This is a genomic window from Methylobacterium sp. D54C, from assembly GCF_053345595.1.
Genome location: NZ_JBKFAK010000022.1, coordinates 39050 through 58634, shown reverse-complemented (window position 1 = coordinate 58634; position 19585 = coordinate 39050). Strand labels below are relative to the sequence as shown.

General features: G+C 71.3%; 18 protein-coding genes and 1 tRNA gene. 13 read left to right on the top strand and 6 right to left on the bottom strand.

Annotated elements, in window-relative coordinates; genetic code table 11:
• Nucleotides 1-39 precede the first annotated feature (39 nt).
• The 3 genes from ACLBYB_RS26760 to ACLBYB_RS26750 are packed head-to-tail and all read right to left on the bottom strand — an operon-like array spanning nucleotide 40 to nucleotide 2401.
• Nucleotides 40-1473: a 4Fe-4S binding protein gene (locus ACLBYB_RS26760; RefSeq protein ID WP_447700598.1), complete on the bottom strand. Its 1434-nt coding sequence runs from the start codon at nucleotides 1471-1473 to the stop codon at nucleotides 40-42.
• The gene (locus ACLBYB_RS26755) at nucleotides 1470-1820 is read right to left on the bottom strand and encodes a cupredoxin domain-containing protein (protein ID WP_447683352.1); all 351 of its coding nucleotides are present in this window, start codon (nucleotides 1818-1820) and stop codon (nucleotides 1470-1472) included. The genes ACLBYB_RS26760 and ACLBYB_RS26755 overlap by 4 nt, the downstream gene beginning before the upstream one ends.
• 17 nt (nucleotides 1821-1837) lie before the next feature.
• Nucleotides 1838-2401 (bottom strand): iron transporter, encoded by a 564-nt coding sequence (locus ACLBYB_RS26750; protein WP_020095636.1) that lies wholly within the window; start codon nucleotides 2399-2401, stop codon nucleotides 1838-1840.
• Between the two features lie 353 nt (nucleotides 2402-2754).
• Between ACLBYB_RS26750 and ACLBYB_RS26745 the strand changes: the two genes are divergently transcribed.
• On the top strand, nucleotides 2755-4878 hold the full coding sequence (locus ACLBYB_RS26745) for a carbohydrate porin (protein WP_447700597.1): 2124 nt from the start codon (nucleotides 2755-2757) through the stop codon (nucleotides 4876-4878).
• A gap of 148 nt (nucleotides 4879-5026) precedes the next feature.
• On the opposite strand, the gene lipB is transcribed toward ACLBYB_RS26745, so the two are convergent.
• Complete coding sequence (lipB, locus tag ACLBYB_RS26740; protein ID WP_447700596.1) at nucleotides 5027-5758, bottom strand: lipoyl(octanoyl) transferase LipB; 732 nt, start codon at nucleotides 5756-5758, stop codon at nucleotides 5027-5029.
• Between the two features lie 89 nt (nucleotides 5759-5847).
• Here lipB and ACLBYB_RS26735 point away from each other — a divergent pair, with 89 nt between their 5' ends.
• From ACLBYB_RS26735 to ACLBYB_RS26725, 3 genes are all read left to right on the top strand, one after another.
• Complete coding sequence (locus ACLBYB_RS26735; protein ID WP_020095633.1) at nucleotides 5848-6153, top strand: FliM/FliN family flagellar motor switch protein; 306 nt, start codon at nucleotides 5848-5850, stop codon at nucleotides 6151-6153.
• A 118-nt stretch (nucleotides 6154-6271) separates the two neighbouring features.
• Nucleotides 6272-6356: transfer RNA gene (locus ACLBYB_RS26730), tRNA-Leu, on the top strand.
• Between the two features lie 653 nt (nucleotides 6357-7009).
• Nucleotides 7010-8560 (top strand): DEAD/DEAH box helicase, encoded by a 1551-nt coding sequence (locus tag ACLBYB_RS26725; RefSeq protein WP_020095631.1) that lies wholly within the window; start codon nucleotides 7010-7012, stop codon nucleotides 8558-8560.
• A 170-nt stretch (nucleotides 8561-8730) separates the two neighbouring features.
• Here the strand turns inward: ACLBYB_RS26725 and ACLBYB_RS26720 are convergent, their stop codons facing one another.
• Complete coding sequence (locus ACLBYB_RS26720; RefSeq protein WP_447700595.1) at nucleotides 8731-10869, bottom strand: molybdopterin-containing oxidoreductase family protein; 2139 nt, start codon at nucleotides 10867-10869, stop codon at nucleotides 8731-8733.
• A gap of 228 nt (nucleotides 10870-11097) precedes the next feature.
• Between ACLBYB_RS26720 and ACLBYB_RS26715 the strand changes: the two genes are divergently transcribed.
• From ACLBYB_RS26715 to ACLBYB_RS26700, 4 genes are all read left to right on the top strand, one after another.
• Nucleotides 11098-11283, top strand: a complete 186-nt coding sequence (locus ACLBYB_RS26715; RefSeq protein ID WP_026605317.1) for a YegP family protein — start codon at nucleotides 11098-11100, stop codon at nucleotides 11281-11283.
• A 162-nt stretch (nucleotides 11284-11445) separates the two neighbouring features.
• Complete coding sequence (locus ACLBYB_RS26710) at nucleotides 11446-11715, top strand: hypothetical protein (protein WP_331293994.1); 270 nt, start codon at nucleotides 11446-11448, stop codon at nucleotides 11713-11715.
• 149 nt (nucleotides 11716-11864) lie between these two features.
• A complete protein-coding gene (locus ACLBYB_RS26705; protein ID WP_165923092.1) occupies nucleotides 11865-12002 on the top strand; it encodes a hypothetical protein in 138 nt (45 codons plus the stop codon).
• 26 nt (nucleotides 12003-12028) lie between these two features.
• Nucleotides 12029-12481, top strand: coding sequence for an acyl-CoA thioesterase (locus ACLBYB_RS26700; protein ID WP_020095626.1), 453 nt, complete (start codon nucleotides 12029-12031; stop codon nucleotides 12479-12481).
• Here the strand turns inward: ACLBYB_RS26700 and ACLBYB_RS26695 are convergent.
• Nucleotides 12474-13013, bottom strand: coding sequence for a superoxide dismutase family protein (locus ACLBYB_RS26695; protein WP_056526253.1), 540 nt, complete (start codon nucleotides 13011-13013; stop codon nucleotides 12474-12476). The genes ACLBYB_RS26700 and ACLBYB_RS26695 overlap by 8 nt on opposite strands.
• A gap of 109 nt (nucleotides 13014-13122) precedes the next feature.
• On the opposite strand from ACLBYB_RS26695, the gene ACLBYB_RS26690 reads away from it, so the two are divergent.
• The 5 genes from ACLBYB_RS26690 to ACLBYB_RS26670 all read left to right on the top strand — a co-directional run bounded on the left by ACLBYB_RS26690 (nucleotide 13123) and on the right by ACLBYB_RS26670 (nucleotide 19560).
• Nucleotides 13123-13914 (top strand): TlyA family RNA methyltransferase, encoded by a 792-nt coding sequence (locus ACLBYB_RS26690; protein ID WP_447700594.1) that lies wholly within the window; start codon nucleotides 13123-13125, stop codon nucleotides 13912-13914.
• Complete coding sequence (locus ACLBYB_RS26685; protein WP_447700593.1) at nucleotides 13911-15176, top strand: class I SAM-dependent RNA methyltransferase; 1266 nt, start codon at nucleotides 13911-13913, stop codon at nucleotides 15174-15176. The genes ACLBYB_RS26690 and ACLBYB_RS26685 overlap by 4 nt, the downstream gene beginning before the upstream one ends.
• 53 nt (nucleotides 15177-15229) lie before the next feature.
• Nucleotides 15230-15502 (top strand): hypothetical protein, encoded by a 273-nt coding sequence (locus tag ACLBYB_RS26680; protein ID WP_100253168.1) that lies wholly within the window; start codon nucleotides 15230-15232, stop codon nucleotides 15500-15502.
• Between the two features lie 491 nt (nucleotides 15503-15993).
• Entirely contained in the window at nucleotides 15994-17922 is a 1929-nt protein-coding gene (locus tag ACLBYB_RS26675; RefSeq protein WP_447683359.1) for a methyl-accepting chemotaxis protein, read from the top strand.
• A gap of 54 nt (nucleotides 17923-17976) precedes the next feature.
• Nucleotides 17977-19560: a chemotaxis protein CheW gene (locus tag ACLBYB_RS26670; RefSeq protein ID WP_447700592.1), complete on the top strand. Its 1584-nt coding sequence runs from the start codon at nucleotides 17977-17979 to the stop codon at nucleotides 19558-19560.
• Nucleotides 19561-19585 lie beyond the last annotated feature (25 nt).

The window sequence follows — 19585 nt, the reverse complement described above, 5'->3', positions numbered from 1 at the left end:
GGTTTGTGAGGTCGTGTGACGCGGCGCGCGGACCGCGCGCTACCAGATCCAGAACAGGAGCACCCAGTTGGCCACCGAGAGGGCGGCCGCGCCGGCGATGCAGGCCGAGGCCGCCACCCGGCGGAGGCCGCCGGCGGCGAGGCCCGCCACCCGCCAGGCCAGCCAGACGCTCCACAGGCTGGCGCCGGCGAGCAGGCCCGCGCGGATCTCCGCCACGTAGGGGATCACGATGCCGTCGCCGCGCAGGAACGTCACGGTGAGCGCCGACAGGCCCAGGAACACGCCGCAGCCCGCGACCGGGATCAGCGTCTGGGTCAGGTGGTGGAAGCGCCGGAGCGACCAGCCGCCGAGGCTCAGGGTCGCGAGCGCCACGATCCCCGACAGAGCGAGCCCGAGGACGATCGTCGCGGCGCCGATGTAGGCCAGCAGCAGCCCGCCGTCGAGGAGCGTCATGACGTCGTTGCGGTCGGGGTAGTTCGTCAGCACGAACCAGGGCGCCGAGTGCTCCAGGGGCCACGTCGTCCCGCGATCGATGAGCCACGTGGCCGCCCATTGCTTGGCATCGACGAACCAGGGGCTCGAGGACCACTGGAAGGCGCCCACCGCCAGTGCCAGCATGCCGAACAGGATCAGCATGGTCTGGTCGAGGCTGGGCTCCGCGCCGGCCACGTGGACGATCTCGTGATTGGGCGAGCGCAAGGCGAGGCGCACGGCGCCGCGGTGGCCGCTGCAGCGGCCGCACATGTGGCAGGCGCCCGCGCCGCGCATGGTCTTGACCGGCACGAGGGGCGCGCAGTTGAAGGACTCGGTGCCGCCGACGGGCTTGGGCGAGTCCGCCCAGGCAGCGCGGTCGACCTGGAAGCTCACCGGCGCGAGCTTCGACAGCACCGCGAAGACGCCGTTGACCGGGCAGAGGTAGCGGCACCAGACGCGCTTGTTGCGCCCGTACAGCAGCCCGACCACGATCGCCGCGAGGGTGGAGCCGCCGAGCACCGCGAGGACCGGCTTCGGGTAGCCGTAGACGCTGGTCATCTGGCCGTAGACGGTGGTTCCCGCGAAGGCCACGAACGGCCAGCCCTGCCAGGTGATCCAGCGCGGCACGGCGTAGCCGCGGCTCCACCGGCTCGCGAACTCGCTGAGGGCCCCCTCCGGGCAGAGCACGCCGCACCAGGCCCGGCCGACCAGCACCATGCTGACCAGCACGAACGGCCACCAGATCCCCCAGAAGGCGAACTGCGCGGCGAGCGTCAGGTTGGTCCAGATGTGGGCGGCATTGTCGGGCAGCGGCAGCAGGGCCGGCACGATCACCAGCACCGCGTAGACGGCGACGATCAGCCACTGCACGGACCGGATGATCCAACCGTACCGGCGCAGCGCGTCGCCGAACCGGGCGAGCCGCGCGTCGACCGCTGACCGGCGCGGCGTGACGTCGGCGAGGGCCAGGGAGCCGGGCGCTGTCGTGGACGCGCTCATTTGGCCACCAGGGTCGCCTTCGCTTCCGGGTGGAAATCGTCGAACACCTGGTAGGTGCCGGCATCGAGGGTGCGGAACACGATCGCCGAGGTCGAGCCAGCGGCCAGCGCCTTCTCGCGGCGCAGTTCCGTGCTCTCGAACTCCACCGGCGTCTGGCCGGTGTTCGAGATCTCGAGCTTGAACCGGGTGTTGGCCGGAACCTCGATCACCGTCGGGATGATCACGCCGTCGCGCATCTCCACCTTGATGACCGGCATGTCGTCGGCGCGCGCGGGCGCGGAGGCCGACGCGGCGGCGACCAGCAGTAGCGGGATGGCTGGGACGAGGGAGCGCGGCAGGCGGGACACGGTCAGCTCCGGCACTCTCAGTAGGCGCCCTTCTTGCCGACGCCGGCGAAGGTGAAGTCCTGGGTGATCTCGAAGGGCTCGAACCACGGGCCGACGCCCGTCTCCTTGTCGACGTGGCGGCCGAAATGGCTGTCCTTGCCCGGGGGCGCGACGGTGACCTTCAGACGGTAACGACCCGGGCCGAACAGCTTGACGTTGTCGCCGTAATGCGGCCCGTCATTGGCGACCATCGGCATCAGCATGCCCGACACCGTCTGGTCGGTGGGCTTGTCGCCGTCGAGCTTCACCGCCTCGAAGCGGACGTCGAGCGCCGGCACCCAGTCCCCTTCCGCGAAGCCGTTGCGGTTGTCCTTGGCGGCGCGGATATCGGTCTCGAGGTGGATGTCCGACTTGGCGGCCTCGCGCATCATGCCGGGCGGATCCATCTCGATCGGCTGCAGATAGACGGCCGCAACCTCCAGGCCGTTGCGCGTCACGTGCGGACCGATCGGCACCTCCTTGGCGGCCGCGGCACCGGCGAACGCCAGGAGCGAGGCCGCGGCGAGGCCGCGGAGAACCGGGAGGATGTGCGAGGCGTGCATGCGACCGCACATAATCCAGGCCGCGGGAAGATCAAACCGGAATCGCACGACAGTCGAATAATAACAATTCTAATCTGCCGGTCAGCCGCATCGACATTACGGTATTCGCATGTCGTTGCATCGCCAAAGGTCGATCACGACGCACTTTCACGAAGCTATTCGCGGTACGATGCCCTCTGGATCTTGACGAATCCAACGCGGGCTGGATCGTCACGCCAGTGCCATGCGACGAACCGAGGATGCGAGGCGGCAAGGCCATGGATCGCACGATGGCCCGCGATCACGAGCGCGCGACCCGGCTTGCGCGGCCCCGTGACGCGTTTTAGCAAATGCTATACTTTTCTGTGAGTCGGATGAGATCCCGTTCCGTGTCCCTGGTCCGCACTGCGGCGCTCGTCCTGGCCGTCCCTCTCCTGGCGCCCGCCGCCGCGCGGGCGGCCGACATCTCCCCGCCGCGCCCAGTCGAGGCGCCGTCCTACACCGACTGGTCGGGGGGCTATGTCGGCCTCGAGGGCAGTGCCGGCGGGTCCTACGGCGCCTACAATTTCGGTCCGACGACGATCGGCGCCCGGCCGGTCCCGGCCTTCAAGAGCGGCGATTCCACCGGCCGCAGCGACCAGGGCAAGAACGCCACGACGGCGGTCGGCGGCCTGTTCGGCGGCTGGAACTGGCAGGCCGGGCCGTGGGTCTACGGCGTCGAGGCGAGTCTTGACGCGGCGAATCTGAAGCGGCCCATCCCCTCGACGATCGCGGGCTTCGGCTACGCGGACGTGGACCCGGCCTTCAACATCGTGCGCGCCAAGACGGATCTCTACGGTACCCTGCGCGCCCGGCTCGGCTATAGCTTCGACCGCTACCTGATCTACGGCACCTTCGGCCTCGCAGGGGCGAATGCGCGCATCCTGGCGACTTACCCGGACCTCGACACGGGCGGCCAGACCACCGCGCGGCGGGACCTCGGCTACGTCGGCTTCACCCTCGGCGCGGGCGTGCAGTACGCCATCACCGACAGCCTCGCGCTGGGCATCGACTACCGCTACATCGATCTCGGAGGCAGCCGGCGCTTCCCGCTGGGCACGGTGCCCGGCGACGCGGGCGGGCCGGTCACGACCCGGGCGCGCTTCACGTCCAACGAGCTGTTCGCGCGGCTGATGTGGTTTCCGGACGGGCTGAAGGTCCCACCGGACCCGGACGAGACCGCCCCGCACGATCCCGACAACGGCGATACCGGCCGCTTCTCGCTCCACGGCCAGACGACGCTGATCGCGCAGGGCGTTCCCGGCTTCCGCTCGCCCTACGAGGGCGCGCAGAGCCTGATCCCCCATCAGGCCCGGCAGACCACGACGGCCACGATCTTCCTCGGCCTCAAGCTCACCGATAGCACCGAGGTCTACTACAATCCCGAGTTCAGCCAGGGCTTCGGCCTGTCGCGGACGCTGGGCGTCGCCGGCTTCGTCAACGGCGAGGCGCAGAAGGCCGGCGCCTCGTTCCCGAAGCTGCGCTCGAACCGCTACTACGTGAAGCAGACCTTCGGGCTGGGCGGCGAGACCGTCGAGGTACCGGACGGCCCGAACCAAGTGGCCACCCGCTACGACGCCGAGCGGATCACGCTGATCGCCGGCAAGTTCGCGCTGGGCGACTTCTTCGACGGCAACATCTATGCGCACGACCCGCGCGTGGACTTCTTCAACTGGTCGCTCTGGGGTGCCTCGGCCTGGGATTTCCCGGCCAATCTCCCGGGCTTCACGCAGGGCGTCTACGCCGAGTACAACCGGCCCGAGTTCGCGATCCGCGCCGCCTACACGCAGGTGCCCAAGGAGCCGTCGAGCGACGTGCTCGACCCGCGGGTGTTCCGGCGCGCCGGGCTGAACGTCGAGTTCGAGGAGCGCCACGTCCTCCCCTGGCTCGATCAGCCCGGCAAGATCCGCATCGGGCTGTTCTCGAATGTCGGCGTCTCGGCCAACAACCGCGACATCGTCACCCTGACGCAGCTCGGCCTGTTCGACGACATCAACGACGCCGTCGCGGCGACCCGCCGCCCCCGCCGCAAGACCGGCGGCTACATCAACCTGGAGCAGGCGCTGACGCCCGAACTCGGGCTGTTCGCCCGGGCGAGCCTGAACGACGGGCGCACCGAGAACATCTCGTTCACCGACATCGACCGGAGCTTCTCCGGCGGCCTGTCGCTGAAGGGCAAGGCCTGGGACCGCCCCGACGACACGGTCGGCATCGGCGCCGCAATGAACGGGCTCTCGCCCTCGCACCGGGCCGCCTTCGCGGCCGGCTATCTCGGGCTGCTGATCGGCGACGGGCGTCTCAACTACGGCACCGAGCGCGCGCTGGAGACCTACTACGCCCTGAACCTCACGAAGTTCGTCACCCTGACCTTCGACTACCAGTTCATCGACAATCCCGGATACAATCGCGACCGCGGGCCGGCGCACTTCTTCGCCTCGCGGCTGCACGCCGATTTCTGATCGGCGCCGGTGAGACGGCCTCCGGCCGGAGCGTTCGGACGCTATGCGTATTCGCGAGCGAAGCGATCCGGTCCGGGCTCCGGACGACACGCCCCCTGGGTCGCTGCGCTCGCGACGACGGCGGCATCGCCCGATGGCGCAGCCCTGCTCACTCCGCCGCCTCGATCGCGGTCGCCCCGAAGATCGCCTCGAAGGCGGCGCGGAGCTGCATGTCGACCTCGGCCATGCTCACCGGCAGGCCGAGGTCGACGAGGCTTGTCACGCCGTGCTCCCGGACGCCGCACGGCACGATCCCGTCGAAATGCGCGAGGTCGGGCTCCACGTTCAGGCTGATGCCGTGGAAGCTGACCCAGCGGCGGACCCGGATGCCGATCGCCGCGATCTTGTCTTCGACGCCGGGCCCCTTCTCGGACCGGCGCACCCAGACGCCGACCCGGTCCTCGCGGCGCTCGGCGCGGACGTTGAAGGCGGCCAGCGTCTCGATCAGCCACGCCTCCAGGCTCGCCACGTAGGCGCGCAGGTCGCGGCTGCGCCGGTCAAGGTCGAGCATCACGTAGGCCACCCGCTGGCCGGGGCCGTGATAGGTATACTGCCCGCCCCGCCCCGTCGCGTGGACCGGGAACCGGTCCGGCGCGACGAGATCCTCCGGCCGGGCCGACGTGCCCGCCGTGTAGAGCGGCGGGTGTTCCAGCAGCCAGACGCATTCGGGCGCCGCGCCGCGGGCGATCGCCTCCGCGCGCGCCTCCATCCAGGCGAGGGCGGCGGCGTAATCCACTGCCGCGTCGCTCACGCGCCAGCCCACCGGGCCGGCGACCGGATCGGTGCCGGGCCGCTTCGGGAAGGCGGGCGGGCTGACCGTGAGGCGGGGCGCGTTTACCAAGAGTTCACCATCCTGCGTCGATGGTCGAAGCCTTCAACATCCGCGGCCGGCGGTTGCAAGGTTCCGGCTGCGAGACGGGATGGCGGACGGTGGCGGTCTTCGAGACCCTGAAGGTCGATCTGACGGTGGTGCTGGGCCGGGCCCGCATGCCGCTGCACATGCTCCTCCGGATGGGCCGCGGCGCCGTGATCGAGCTCGAAGCCAGCGACAGCGACATGGTCGAGATCCTGGCCAACGACCACCCGATCGCGCGCGGGCAGATCGTGGTGACGGGCGACCGCATCTCCGTGGAGGTGACCGAGCTGATCCGCAAGGCGGCCTCGATCGTCGAGCCGGGCGTCAGCATCGGCGACGGCGCGGCGCCTTTCCTGGAGGGCGGCTACGATTCCCCGTGACTGCGCTTGTCGGCGGCCGGACGATCTGTTATCCGCTGCGCCGCGCGACACGAAAGCGGCCCCGGGTTCTCCCGCGGCGCGCGACGGTCGGGCGAACGGACCGGTCTTCGCGTCCGATGCGGCCATGGCGGAATTGGTAGACGCGCTAGCTTGAGGTGCTAGTCCCGAGAGGGGTGGAGGTTCGAGTCCTCTTGGCCGCACCACATTGTTTCGGTTGACCGGACCTGCGGCAACCCGGATGTGGTGCATGACAGGGCGGTGCGCCGCCGATCACGACATACCATCATCTGAACTTGCGCTCCGGGTTGGGACTCGCGTGCCGCTCGCACGCCTGCCCGGGCGCCTGCGCCCGACCAGGGGCTGCGCGAGGACCGCCCGCATCATTCCGCGCCGGGACGTTACAGGATCGGTCAGCGAGCCGACGGAGCGCCGGACGCCCCAGCACGGCGGCTTCGACGTACTCGTGCGGGGTCAGGCCGTGGCGGTCCTTGAACCGACAGGAATCCTCGAGCGGGACGCGGCTCCATCTCCGCCGCGACGGTGGCGCTCCATCGGGACGCGCGGCGCCCAGCCTGAGCGGGCCGCAACCCGGCCCTGCTCCGGCCCCGCATTGACTTCGCAACCGCACACACGCATATCGGCGACGCAGCGTCAGCGGCCGCAACGGCCCGCATGAGGGGGCTGCGTGACGGATCGGGCGCCTCCCCGGCGTGATCCGGCCCCCCTCTTCATAACGTGCATGCACCCGGGCCGCCCCATCACGCGGGCTGCCCCCTGCCAACGGACCGGCCCATACACGGCACAGCTCGCGAGCGACGCGAGGTGCCCGGCCGGCCCTGCTGCATCGGATACATCCTTGACCCAATTCACCGATTTCGGCCTCGCCCAGCCCGTGCTGCGGGCGCTCAGCGAGGCCGGCTACGTCGCGCCGACCCCGATCCAGGCCCAGGCGATCCCGCCGGCCATGGCGGGCCGCGACCTCTGCGGCATCGCCCAGACCGGCACCGGCAAGACCGCGGCCTTCGCGCTGCCGATCCTGCACCGCCTCTCGCTCTCGGACCGCCGCGCCCCGCGCCGCGGCTGTCGGGTGCTGGTGCTCTCGCCGACCCGCGAGCTCGCCAACCAGATCGCCGAATCGTTCACCGATTACGGCCGGCACCTGTCCTACACCACGACGGTGGTGTTCGGCGGCGTCACCATCAGCCGCCAGGAGCGGGCGCTGGCGCCGGGCGTCGACGTCCTCGTCGCCACCCCCGGCCGGCTGATCGACCTCGTCGACCGCCGCTCGCTGACCCTGGAGGGCGTCGAGATCCTCGTCCTCGACGAGGCCGACCAGATGCTCGATCTCGGCTTCATCCACGCCCTCAAGCGCATCGTGAAGATGCTGCCGCAGAAGCGCCAGAGCCTGTTCTTCTCGGCCACCATGCCCAAGAACATCGCGGGGCTGGCGTCCCAGTATCTCACCGATCCGGTCCAGGTCGCGGTGACGCCGGTCGCCACCACGGCCGAGCGGGTCGAGCAGGAGGTGATCTTCGTCCATACCGGCGCCAAGCAGGCGCTGCTGGGGCACATCCTGCGCGATCCGGCGATCGAGCGCGTGCTCGTCTTCACCCGGACCAAGCACGGGGCGGACCGGGTCGTGCGCGGCCTCGACAAGGTCGGCATCGCGGCCGCCGCGATCCACGGCAACAAGAGCCAGCCCCAGCGCGAGCGGGCGCTGGCCGCCTTCAAGGACGGCTCCTGCCGGGTCCTGGTCGCCACCGACATCGCGGCCCGTGGCATCGACGTCGAGGGCGTGAGCCACGTGGTCAACTTCGACCTGCCGAACGTGCCGGAGAGCTACGTCCACCGGATCGGCCGGACGGCCCGCGCCGGCGCCGACGGCCTCGCCATCTCGTTCTGCAACGATGAGGAGAAAGCCTACCTGCGCGACATCGAGCGCGTGACCCGGCAGAAGGTCCCGGTGGCGGGCTTCCCCGAGGGCTTCACCCCGCCGTCCCGCCAGGAGGCGGCCGAGATCGCCCGCGAGGAGGAGCGCCGGCCCGAGCGTCCGCAGCAGCGCCCCGGCGGCGGCCGCCAGGGCCAGCGGCCCCGGCAGCAGCAGGGCCGTCCCCAGCAGGGCCGACCCGAGGGCGGCCGCGGCTTCGGCGGTCCCGGCCAGGGCGCGCCCCGGCAGGGCCGACCCCAGGACGGCCGCGGCGACAACCGCGGTGACAATCGCGGCCACGCCCCGCAGGGCCGCGACGCCCGCGCGGACCGGCCCGCCCGCCCGCAGGGCGAGCGCCCGAATCAGGGTCGCCCGAGCCGCGACGCCCGGCCCCAGCGCGCCGATGCCCGTCCGCGCAGCGGCGGTGGCGGCGGCGAGGGTCGCAGCATCGGCTGGCTGGAGCGGGCGCCCCGTTCCTGAGCGAAGATGGCCTGAGTGAAAATCGAGCCGCCCGGGACGGATCCGTCCCGGGCGGCTTCGTTTCCGGCGACCGCGCCGGACGAGCGGCGAAACCGCAACCGGATGACGGCTCGACCCTCTGTGTGAACCCGGCGCGGCGATCGTGAGCGGATCGCCGCGCGCGGAGCCGTTCAGTTCGCCCGTGAGACCTCGACGAGGTTGTCGGAGAACGAGGGCGCGTGGCCCATATCGGTGAAGGCGCCGGACGAGATGCTGTTCACCGTGCCCTCGTTGAGCTGCCGCCAGTAGCCCAGCGTCGCCACCACGATCCCGGCCTTCACGTCGTCGGTGATGCGGGCCACGCCCTTGAAGGCGCCGCGGTCGTTGGCGACCTGGACCCGGTCGCCGTCCCGGATGCCGCGCGCGTCGGCGTCGGCTTGGCTGATCATCACGAACTGCTCGCCCTGGCCCTTCTGCTTGTCCTCCATGTTGGCGTAGCAGGAGTTCAGGAAGTAGTGGCTCTTGGGCGAGACGATGTTGAGCGGGTAGCGCTTGGCGAGTTCGGGATCGTTCGTGTGCGACTCGCGCGGGCCGAGGTAGTCCGGCAGCGGGTCGAGCGCCTCGCCGGGCTGGAAGCCCTCGTACATCTGCCGGAACGGCGGGGCGACGAAGTTCGTGGCGCCCTCGACCTTCAGCATGCACTTGCCGGTCGGTGTCGGGAAGTTCCCCTCCCGGTGCGGCGCCCGGTCGTCCGGCGTGCCGACCTTGAGCCGGGCGAAGCCGTGCTCGCGCATGTACTGGAGGTCGATGCCCTCGCAGGCCGGCGATGACCAGTCGACGTAGTGCTCAAGGCACTCGCTGTCGCTCCATTTGAAGTTCTCCTCCTCGAAGCCGAGCCGGGCGGCCAGCCGGCGGAAGATCTCGTTGTTGGGGATCGCCTCGCCCGGCGCCTCGGCGCACTTGGTGTTGTAGGTCAGGTAGAGGTGCCCCCAGGAGAGGATCATGTCCTCCATCTCGGCGCCCATCGTGGCCGGCAGCAGGATGTCAGCGTAGGAGGCCGTGTCCGAGATGAAGTGCTCGGCCGAGACCATGAACAGGTCCTCGCGCATCAGCCCCTCGACGATCTTGTCGGTCTCGGGCGCCTGCGTCACGGGGTTCGAGTTCCAGCACATCATCGACATGATCGGCGGATCGAGCTGCATCTCGCCGGTAAGCGCCCGGCCGATCTGCAGGTTGGAGACGACCCGGGTGCCCTCCGGGATCAGGTCCGGGCGGCAGATGACGTCGAACTTGTAGGGATGCTCCCAGACGCCGAACTGCGTGATGCCGCCGCCGACATGGCGCCACGCGCCGGTCAGCGCCGGGATGCAGGTCACCGCCCGGATGGTCTGGCCGCCGCCGTAGTGCCGCTCCAGCGCCACGCCGATGCGGATGCCCACCGGCTGCTCGGTCGCCATCTCGCGGGCGAGCTTCCGGATGTCGTCGGCGGAGACGCCGGTGATCGCCGCGGCCCATTCGGGCGTGCGCGTGCTGGCCCGCTCCTTCAGCTCCGCGAAGCCGACGGTGTGGTTGTCGACGTAGTCCTGGTCGACGAGGCCCTGTTCGATGATCGAGTTGATCAGCGCCATGGCGAGCGCGCCGTCGGTGCCGGGCTTCAGCGCGATGTGCCAGTCGGCGGCCTTGGCGGTGCGGGACGCGTAGGCGTCGATCACGACGACCTTGGCGCCCTGCTTCTGGGCGTCCTTCACGATCGCCCAGTGGTGCAGGTTGGTGCTGACCGAGTTGCAGGCCCAGATCACGATGTACTTGGAGTGGATGTAGCTGTCCGGGTCGAGGCCCGCGGTCGGGCCGACGGTGAGGAGCCAAGCCGTGCACGAGCCCTCGCCGCAGAAGGTGCGCTCGGTGACGGTGGCGCCCATGCGGTTGAAGAACGCGTCGCCGCCGTTCAGCCCGTGCACGAGGCCCTGGTTGCCGAGGTAGCTGTAGGGCGCGATGGCCTGCGGCCCGTACTGGTCGATGATCGCCTTCCAGCGGGTGACGATGGTGTCCAGCGCCTCGTCCCAGGTAATCCGCTCGAACTGCTTCGAGCCCTTCGGGCCGACCCGCTTCATCGGGTAGAGCAGCCGGTCCGGGTGGTAGTGGCGCTTCTCGTAGTCCTTCAGCTTCACGCAGAGACCGCCGCGGGTCATCGGGTGGTCCGGGTTGCCGCGCACGCTCAGGAGCTCGCCGCCCTTCACCTCGAACAGCATCGAGCACGTGTCGGGGCAATCGTGCGGGCAGCCTCCGTAGAAGACCTCCGAGTAGGCCTCGGGCTGGACGATCTCGTTCATGCTCTCTCCCTCACCGGCCGCGGGCGTCCCGTTATTGTTCAGGCGTCCCGGCTCCCGGTGGGCGGAGCGTACAATGAGAGGAAGAAAAATTCTAACTCGAATCCCGGCGGCCGATCGCGCACGCCCGCCGCTCGGTGGCCCGTCCGCCCCGCGGCGCCCTCACCGCCCCGCCTTCCCTTGCGCGGGCGCGCCCCCATCTGAGGGATGGACGAAGCGGGGGCCTGCGACATGCGGTTCGAACTCTACCGGGACGCCAAGGGCGAGTGGCGCTGGCGCCTGCGGGCGCGCAACGGCGAGGTGATCGCCGATTCGGGCGAAGGCTATGTCCGCCGCGAGGATTGCGAGCACGGCATCGCGCTGGTGCGTCAGAGCGCCGAGGCGCGCATCGAGGACATGACGACGAAGATCGCCTGACCCCGCGCGTCTCAACCTGCGATCAACCCTGTCCGAAACGTCGCAGCGGTTAAGCTGCAACGCTTCCGCTCGCCCACGCGTTGCAGCGGTTCGGACCGAGCGGAGCCCGTCGCCCTGCGCGGTTCGTCGACCAGGACGAATGACACAAAGGGAGTCGAGACCGTGCTGAGGAAATTCCTGCTCGCGGCCCTGCTGGCGCTGGGCTTCGCGGCCGCGGCGCCGCAGGGCGCGTCCGCCGCGCCCATCGGCCCGGGGCTGGCTCTGCCCGCCGAAGCCGCGCCGGCGGTGGCCGAGAAGGCCCAGTACTACTACCGTCGCCGGTTCTACGGCCCGCGGCCCTACTGGCGCCGCCCGTACTACGGCCGCCGGTTCTACTACGGCCCGCGGCCCTACTACCGTCGTCCCTACTGGCGCCGTCGGTTCTACTACTGATCGGCTCTCCGACCTGACCGGCCCGGCGGCTCCAGCGAGCCGCCGGGCTCTTTCACACCCCGATTCGGGGTGCGCGACCGCGAGCCTTGCTTTATCGTGCCAGGAACGGGACCGCCGACGGCAGATCGGCGCGCCCGAGAGGAAGCCCGATGAACGATATTGCGCAACGCGCCGAGCCCGCGGCGGCGACGCCGGACCTCTGGCAATCCATCCCGCTCGAATGCATCCTGAGCGCGGTCGCCGTTCTGCTGGCGGCGGGGCTCAAGCTCGCCGGCGTGATGTCCTGACGGCGTGCGGGGGGCGGATGGACGGCATGCAGCACGTCGCACTCTCACCGGCCGGAGGCGCGCCGCCCGCTGAGGTCGATCTGCCCAAGGGCGATCTCACGGTGCGCACCATCGCCATGCCGGCCGACACCAACGCCAACGGCGACATCTTCGGCGGCTGGGTGCTGTCGCAGATGGACCAGGCCGGCGGCATCGCGGGCGTCGACCGGGCGCAGGGCCGGGTGGTCACCGTGGCGCTGGAATCGATGACCTTCATCCGGCCGGTCCGGGTCGGCGACGTGCTGTGCGTCTACACCCGGGTGTCGCATGTCGGCCGGACCTCGATGAAGATCGAGGTCGAGGCCTGGGCACGGCGGTTCTGCACCCAGGTCCGCGAGCGGGTCACGCAGGCCACCTTCACCTTCGTGGCCATCGACGAGGACGGTCGGCCGCGGCAGATCCCGCCGGCCGTGCCGTCCCCGTCCGCGACGACTACTTGATCACCCCGCAGGCGACGCGGTCGCCGGCACCGCCGATCGGCTGGGTGTTGTGGTCGTCCTCGTTGGCGTGGATGATCAGCGCCGCGCCGTCCCCGTCCTTCAGGCCGCCCTCGCCGTTCAGCGGCGTCTCGCTGGAGACCTCGGCATTGGCCGAGCCGTCCTGCGCCGCGTAGAGGTTCGGCAGGTCGCCCTCGTCGGGGCCCTCCGCGTTGAGCAGCCCGTGCTTGCTCTGGTCGTGGTTCACGTGCGCCTTGGAGTTCATGAACTTCGGGTCCGAGCAGTCGCCCACGGCGTGGAAATGCATCCCGTGCCAGCCGGGCGGCAGGCCGCCGGGCTGGATCGTCACGCGCAGGACCAGGGCATTCGCCCCGTCGCGGATCGCCAGCGTGCCGATCGGGTCGCCCTTCGCGTTCTTGATCGGCGCCGTGTAGGTCTCTGCCGGTTTGGCCGCCTCCTTGGGAGGCTCCTGTGCCAGGGCACCGCCGGCGGCGGCGGTCCCGAGCAATACGAGCAGCGGCAGGGTGCGGGTCATGCGGTGGCTCTCCTTTCCGGCCCGGTCTAGTTAGGGAGCGCGCCGGCCTTCGACAGGGCGGCGGCCCGAAACCTCCGCCGCAGACCTGCCGGAACCGCACGAAGCCCCGATGACCCGAGACCGGACCAGCCCGGACCGCGCGTCCCCCGCGGACGATCCCGCGGAGAACCCTGCGCCGCGGCGCGCCGACCTGTACCTCGTGGCGCACGGCCATTTCGAGAGCCGGGCCCGGGCTCAGGCGGCGATCCGTGCCGGGCTCGTGCGGGTCGACGGGCGCCCGCTCGCGCGCGCCTCGGACCCGATCGCACCGGGCGCGCGGGTCGAAGCGGAAGCCGAGCATCCCTACGCGTCCCGCGGCGGCCTCAAGCTCGCCGCCGCGCTGGACGCGTTCGGCGTCGATCCGGCCGGCCGCGTCGCCCTCGACGTCGGCGCCTCGACGGGCGGCTTCACCGACGTGCTGCTCGCCCGCGGGGCGCGCCACGTCCACGCCCTCGACGTGGGCCGGGGGCAGCTCCATCCGCGCCTCGCCGGGGACCCGCGCGTGACCAACCGCGAGGGCACCGACATCCGCGACCTCGGCGCGGACGCCCTCGTGCCGCCCCCCGAGCTGGCGAGCGTGGACGTGAGCTTCATCGGCCTGCGCCTCGTGCTGCCGGTCCTCCCGGGCCTGTTGAGGCCGGGATCGGCGATCGTCGCGCTGATCAAACCGCAATTCGAGGCCGGCCGAGCCCGGATCGGCCGCGGCGGCCTCGTGCGCGATCCGGCGGTCCACGCCGAGGTCTGCGCGGCCGTCCGCGGGACCCTGGAGGGGCTCGGCGCGGCGATCCTGGGCCTGATCGACTCGCCGGTGCCGGGCGGCGACGGCAACGCCGAGTTCCTGATCGGCGCGAGGTTGCGGTGAGTGAGACAACAGATAGCGAGACGGTCACGATCCGGGGGCTCGGCGCCCGCGGCGACGGGATCGCCGAGGACGGCACCCCGGTGCCCTACACGCTGCCCGGGGAGCGCGCGGAGATCCGCCGCGAGGCGCGACGCGCCGCGCTGCTCGGCGTCGCGCAGGCCTCGCCCGACCGGGTGGAGCCGTTCTGCCCCTACTACATGCGCTGCGGCGGCTGCCGCACCCAGCACCTCGCGCGGCCCGCGGAGCTCGCCTGGAAGCGCGACCTCGTCGCCCAGGCCCTGTCCCAGGCGCGCCTCGATGTGACACCCGGTCCGGCGATCGACGCCCACGGGGCGGGCCGCCGCCGCCTTACCCTGCACGTGCGCGAGATCGGCGGCCGGGCCGAGGCCGGGCTGATGGCGGCGCGCAGCCACGCGCTGGTGCCGATCGACCATTGCCCGATCACTGTGCCGGCGCTCCACCCGGCCCCGGAAGTCGCGCGCCGCCTCGCCGCCCCGCTGGGCCACGGGCGCAAGCCCCTCGACGTCGCCGTGACGGCCACCGACCAGGGCCTGGACGTCGACCTGCGCGGTCACGGACCGGTCAGCGCCGGCGTCGGCGCCGCGCTGGTGCGGATCGCCGGCGAACTCGGCCTCGCTCGGCTCTCCCTGCACGGCGAGCGCCTGATGGAGGCCGAGCCGGTCTCGGTCACGGCGGACGGCCCCGCCGCGGCGACGCGCCTCTACCCGGCCCCCGGCGGATTCCTGCAGGCGACCGCGGCCGGTCAGGCGACGCTCTGCGACCTGACCCTGGCGGCCCTCGGCCCCCGCATCCGGCGCGTCGCCGACCTGTTCGCGGGCTGCGGGCCGCTGACGCTGGCGATCGCCCGGACGGCCGCGGTCCACGCCGTCGAATCCGATGCCGCGGCCCTCGCGGGCCTCGAGCGGGCCGCGCGCGCCGCCGCGGGCCTGCGCAAGATCAGCAGCGAGCGCCGCGACCTGTTCCGCCGGCCCCTGCTGCCCCCCGAACTCGACGCCTTCGACGCGGTGGTGTTCGACCCGCCCCGGGCCGGCGCGGAGGCGCAGGCCCGCCAGCTTGCCGCCGCCCGCGTGCCCCTGGTGATCGGCATCGCCTGCGACGCCGGAACCTTCGCGCGGGACGCGGCGACGCTGGTCGTCGGCGGGTACCGGCTGGAGACCGTCACGCCGGTCGACCAGTTCCGCCATTCGGGCCATGTCGAGATGGTCGGGGTGTTCCGGCGCGAGACCGCGCGGCGGCGCTAGGCCACGCAACCGGCGGCCACGTTTCCCGTTCTCCCGGCGACGGGAGACTTTCCATGATCCGCGGATTTCTCGGTACCGCGACGCTCGGTGCGCTGAGCCTCGCCCTCATCACCCCGCTCGCGGCGCAGACGCGAGCGCCCGACCAGACCGGCACGGGCGGCGGCCCGGCCTCGACCATCACGGCGCCGAACACCAACAGCCTGGGCGTCACCAAGCCGCCCGGCACGTCCCTCGGCCCCGGCGAGGTGCCGACCCCGGAGCAGCGGCGGCGCGAGCGCGCTCTGACCGACAAGATCGAAGGCAGCATCTGCGACGGCTGCAACTGAGATCGGGCCCGGGTCGCTCGGGCCGGGTTCCCGCTCAGGCCATCGCCTGTCCGGGCCGCGATGTTCGACCGGGCCGTGCCCCGCAAACGGCTCTCCATTCGGCGCGACCTCGGGCGGCGCGGAACTTCAGATCGCGCTCGCTCCGGCCTGCGGGCCCCGCGGGTCCGCCGAGGGGCTTGGCCAAACCGCCGGCTCGATACAGCAGCGACCCGCGAACAGGATTGTTGCCAGCGCATATTTCCATATTGGTTGCAAATATATCCATATTCATAATCCAATATCCTATCTTCAAGCCAGTCTTTTTGTAGATATAATCCAAATATTAATCTTCATATTCACGGATATGGCGGTCCTTCGAGCGGATCATTGCTCAAAAGTTGTGTTCTCGTTTATTGATTCGCAACTTGATGCTTCGTAAGACTTGCGTGTCGCGGGTCCTAGCCTGGGGGCGGTGACGTACAGCCGCGACTTCAGGTGAAGGAAACGCCGCCATGGCCCTCGTGAAGAAAGCCGCCCTGTCGGGATCGCACGCGCAGGTCCGGAAGGGTGAGCCGGCCAGTCTGAGCCAGCTCGGGCGCCTCAACGAGGAGAGCCGGCGCAAGGCCCGGACCTTCGCCAAGCAGCAGAAGGCGGCGGAGCGCATCGCGGCGGCGACAACCCAGCTCGCCAGCGGTGTCGCCGAGGCCTCGTCGGCGGCCGAGGAGCTGCGCAAGGCGATGGAGCAGATCGCCGCCGGCGCCGAGGAGGCGGCCGGGGCCTCCGAGCAGTCGCAGCGCGCCGTCACGACCGTGTCGGAGGCGATCGGCACCGCTCGCACCGAGGCCGAGACCTCGCGCCAGAAATCGGAGGCGCTTCAGGGACTCATCGCCGCCGTGAGCCAGCAGATCCGGCTCAGCGTCGGCTCGATCGCCACGGCGGCCGAGCGTCAGGCGGCCTCGGTCACGCTGATCGTCGAGCTGGAGCGGCAGGCGGCCAATATCGGCGACATCGTCCGCGCCGTCGCCCGTATCGCCGACCAGACCAACCTCCTGGCCCTGAACGCCGCCATCGAGGCGGCCCGGGCCGGCCAGCACGGCAAGGGCTTCGCGGTGGTCGCCGACGAGGTCCGCACCCTGGCGGAGACCTCCGAGCGCAGCGCCCAGGAGATCCAGGCGCTGATCGGCCGGATCCAGGAAGACGTGAAGGTCATCGCCGAGGGCATCAACCGCGCGGCCGAGGGCGCGCGCCAAGAGGTCGCGCGGGGCGAGACGATCACCGCCCAGCTCGAGGCGGTGCGGCAGGCCATGGTCGAGATCATGCGCGGCGCCGAGACCATCGCCCGGGTGGCCGTCGAGTCTGAGAGGGCCGCGGTCGAGGCGCAGAAGGGGTCCGAGCTGATCGCGGCGGCGGCCGAGGAGCAATCCTCCGCCTGCCAGCAATCGCTCAAGACCATCGAGCAGCAGACCACCGCCCTCGGGGAGAGCGAGCAGGCTGCCACCGAGCTCGCGACCCTGGCGGACGAGCTGAAGAACGCCACCGACGTCGGAAAGAGCGCCGAGGAGGTCGCCTCGGCGGCCGAGGAGCTGTCCTCGGCGGTGGAGGAGATCAACCGGGCCGCCGCGCAGATCACCACGGCGCTCGACCAGATCGACCGGGGCGCCCAGCAGCAGACGGCGGCCGCGCAGCAATCGGCGGCCGCGATCGCGCAGATCGAGAAGGGAGCGATCCTCGCCCAGGACAGCGCCCGCGACGCCCTGGAGAAGGGCGGCCTGATCACGAGCCAGCTTCAGGAGAACCGGGCCGCGGTGGACGGACTGGTCGCGGGCGTCGGCAACGCCCTCGCGGAGACCGACCGGAGCCGAGAGCAGATCAACGCCCTGGAGCAGGTGAGCCGGAAGATCGACAAGATCGTCGACGCGATCACCACGGTGGCGATCCAGACCAACATGCTGGCGGTGAACGGCTCGATCGAGGCGGCCCGGGCCGGCGAGTTCGGCAAGGGCTTCATGGTGGTGTCCACCGACATCCGCAACCTCGCCCGGGATTCCTCGGAGAACGCGGAGCGGATCAAGGACCTCGTGAAGGCGATCCAGGACCAGATCGTGGTGGTGCGCCGGGACCTGGAGGCGATCTCCGCGGCGGCCGCCGCCGAGGTCGAGAAGAACCGGGCGATCACCCGCGACCTCGAGACCACCGCCGACGACATGGGCGTGGTGCTCGACGGCAACCGGCAGATCCTCCAGGGCGCCGACCTGATCATCCGCAACGTCGAGGAGGCGAAGCGCGGCGTCGACCAGATCGCCACGGCGGCCCGCCAGGGCGGCCAGGCGGTGAACGAGGCGCAGCAGGCCGCCCGCGAGCAGGCGAACGGCGCGGAGGAACTCGCCGCCGCCATCGAGGAGGTCGCGTCGCTGGCCGACGAACTCCAGAACCAGGACTGAGACGCGCCCGGCCGGGACGGCCCCACCCGAATCCTGCTCAGCCCGGAGCCCGCCATGCCCAACGACGCCCCAGCCTCGGCCGCGACCGGCCGGTCGGAGACCGCCTCCGCGCTCCAGTTCGTGACCTTCCACGTCGCCCGCGAAACCTACGCGGTGCCCCTCGCGGAGGTGCAGGAGATCATCCGCCTGCCCGACATGGTCGACGTTCCCCTGGCACCCCCCGCCCTGGTGGGACTGGCCAACCTGCGCGGCTCGGTCCTGCCGGTGGCGAGCCTGCGGCGGCTGTTCGAGCTGCCCGACCGGGTCCACGACGACGCCGCCCGGGTGGTCGTGGTCGGCCAGGGGTCCGGCGACGGCGGCGGCGCTGGCGGGACCTCCGGCTTCGTGGTCGACCGGATGGCGAGCGTGATCACCGCCGAGCCCGGGGAGATCGAGGGGACCGACGGCCTCACCGCCACCGCGGCGACCGAGCTGCTCGCGGGCGTGATCAAGCGGCCGGCCGGCATCGTGCTGATCATCGATCTCGGGCGCCTGCTGCAGCGCAGCGGGTCCGGGCGCGCCGGCGCAGAGGGCGGGTCGGGCGGACGGAACGCGGTCGGGCCGATCGAGGCCGGCGGCGCGGCCTCGGTGCGGCCGGAGGGCGAGGCCAAGCTCTCTGACGAGATCCAGCTCGTGTCCTTCGAGCTCGCGGGCCAGGAATACGCCCTGCCGATCGAGCAGGTGCAGGAGATCGTCCAGGTCCCCGACCGCGTCAGCGAGCTGCCGAAGGCCGAGCGCCACGTCATCGGTGTGATCAACCTGCGCGACCGGTTGCTGCCCCTGGTCAGCCTGCGGGCGCTGTTCGGGCTGCCGGGCGTGCCCCTGGGAGAGCAGAACCGGATCGTGGTGGTCGCCTCCCGGGAATCCGCCGGCTCCGTCGGCATCGTCACCGACACGGTGAAGGAGGTGCTGCGGGTGCCCCGCGCGGTGGTCGACCCGCTGCCCGACCTGCTCGCGCAGGGCGACGCGCTGCGCGAGGTCGAGGCGATCTGCCGGCTCGGCGGCGGCAAGCGGCTGGTCTCGATCCTGTCGGCCGCCCGCCTGTTCGCCACCACCGGGATCGCCGGCGACCTCGCCGGCCTCGGAGCCGCAGAGGAGGGCCCCGTGCAGGAACGTCAGACCGCGACCGCGCCGACGCGCGCCGACGAGGAGGAGCAGTTCGTCGTCTTCCGCCTGGCGGACGAGGAGTACGGCGTGCCGATCGACGCCGTGCACGAGATCGTCCGCGTCCCCGAGCAGCTCACCCACGTGCCGCGGACGCCCGGCTTCATCGAGGGCATCGTCAACCTGCGGGGGGCGGTGCTGCCGGTGGTCGACCAGCGCCGCCGCTTCCGGCTCCCGGAGGCCGCGCGCAACGACCGCCAGCGCATCATGGTCTTCGCGATCGCGGGGGTGCGGACCGGCTTCATCGTCGACTCGGTCTCGGAGGTCCTGAAGATCCCCCGCTCGGCCATCGTGCCGGCGCCGGACCTCGCGCAGGACGACGACAGCGCCGTGGAGCGGGTCGCCAACCTCGCCGCCGCCAAGCGGATCATCCTGATGGTGAACGTCGACCGGCTCCTCAGCCGGCACGAGGTCGCGGATCTGCAGGCGGCCTGAGCCGCCGTCTCCGGGCCCGGTCCGA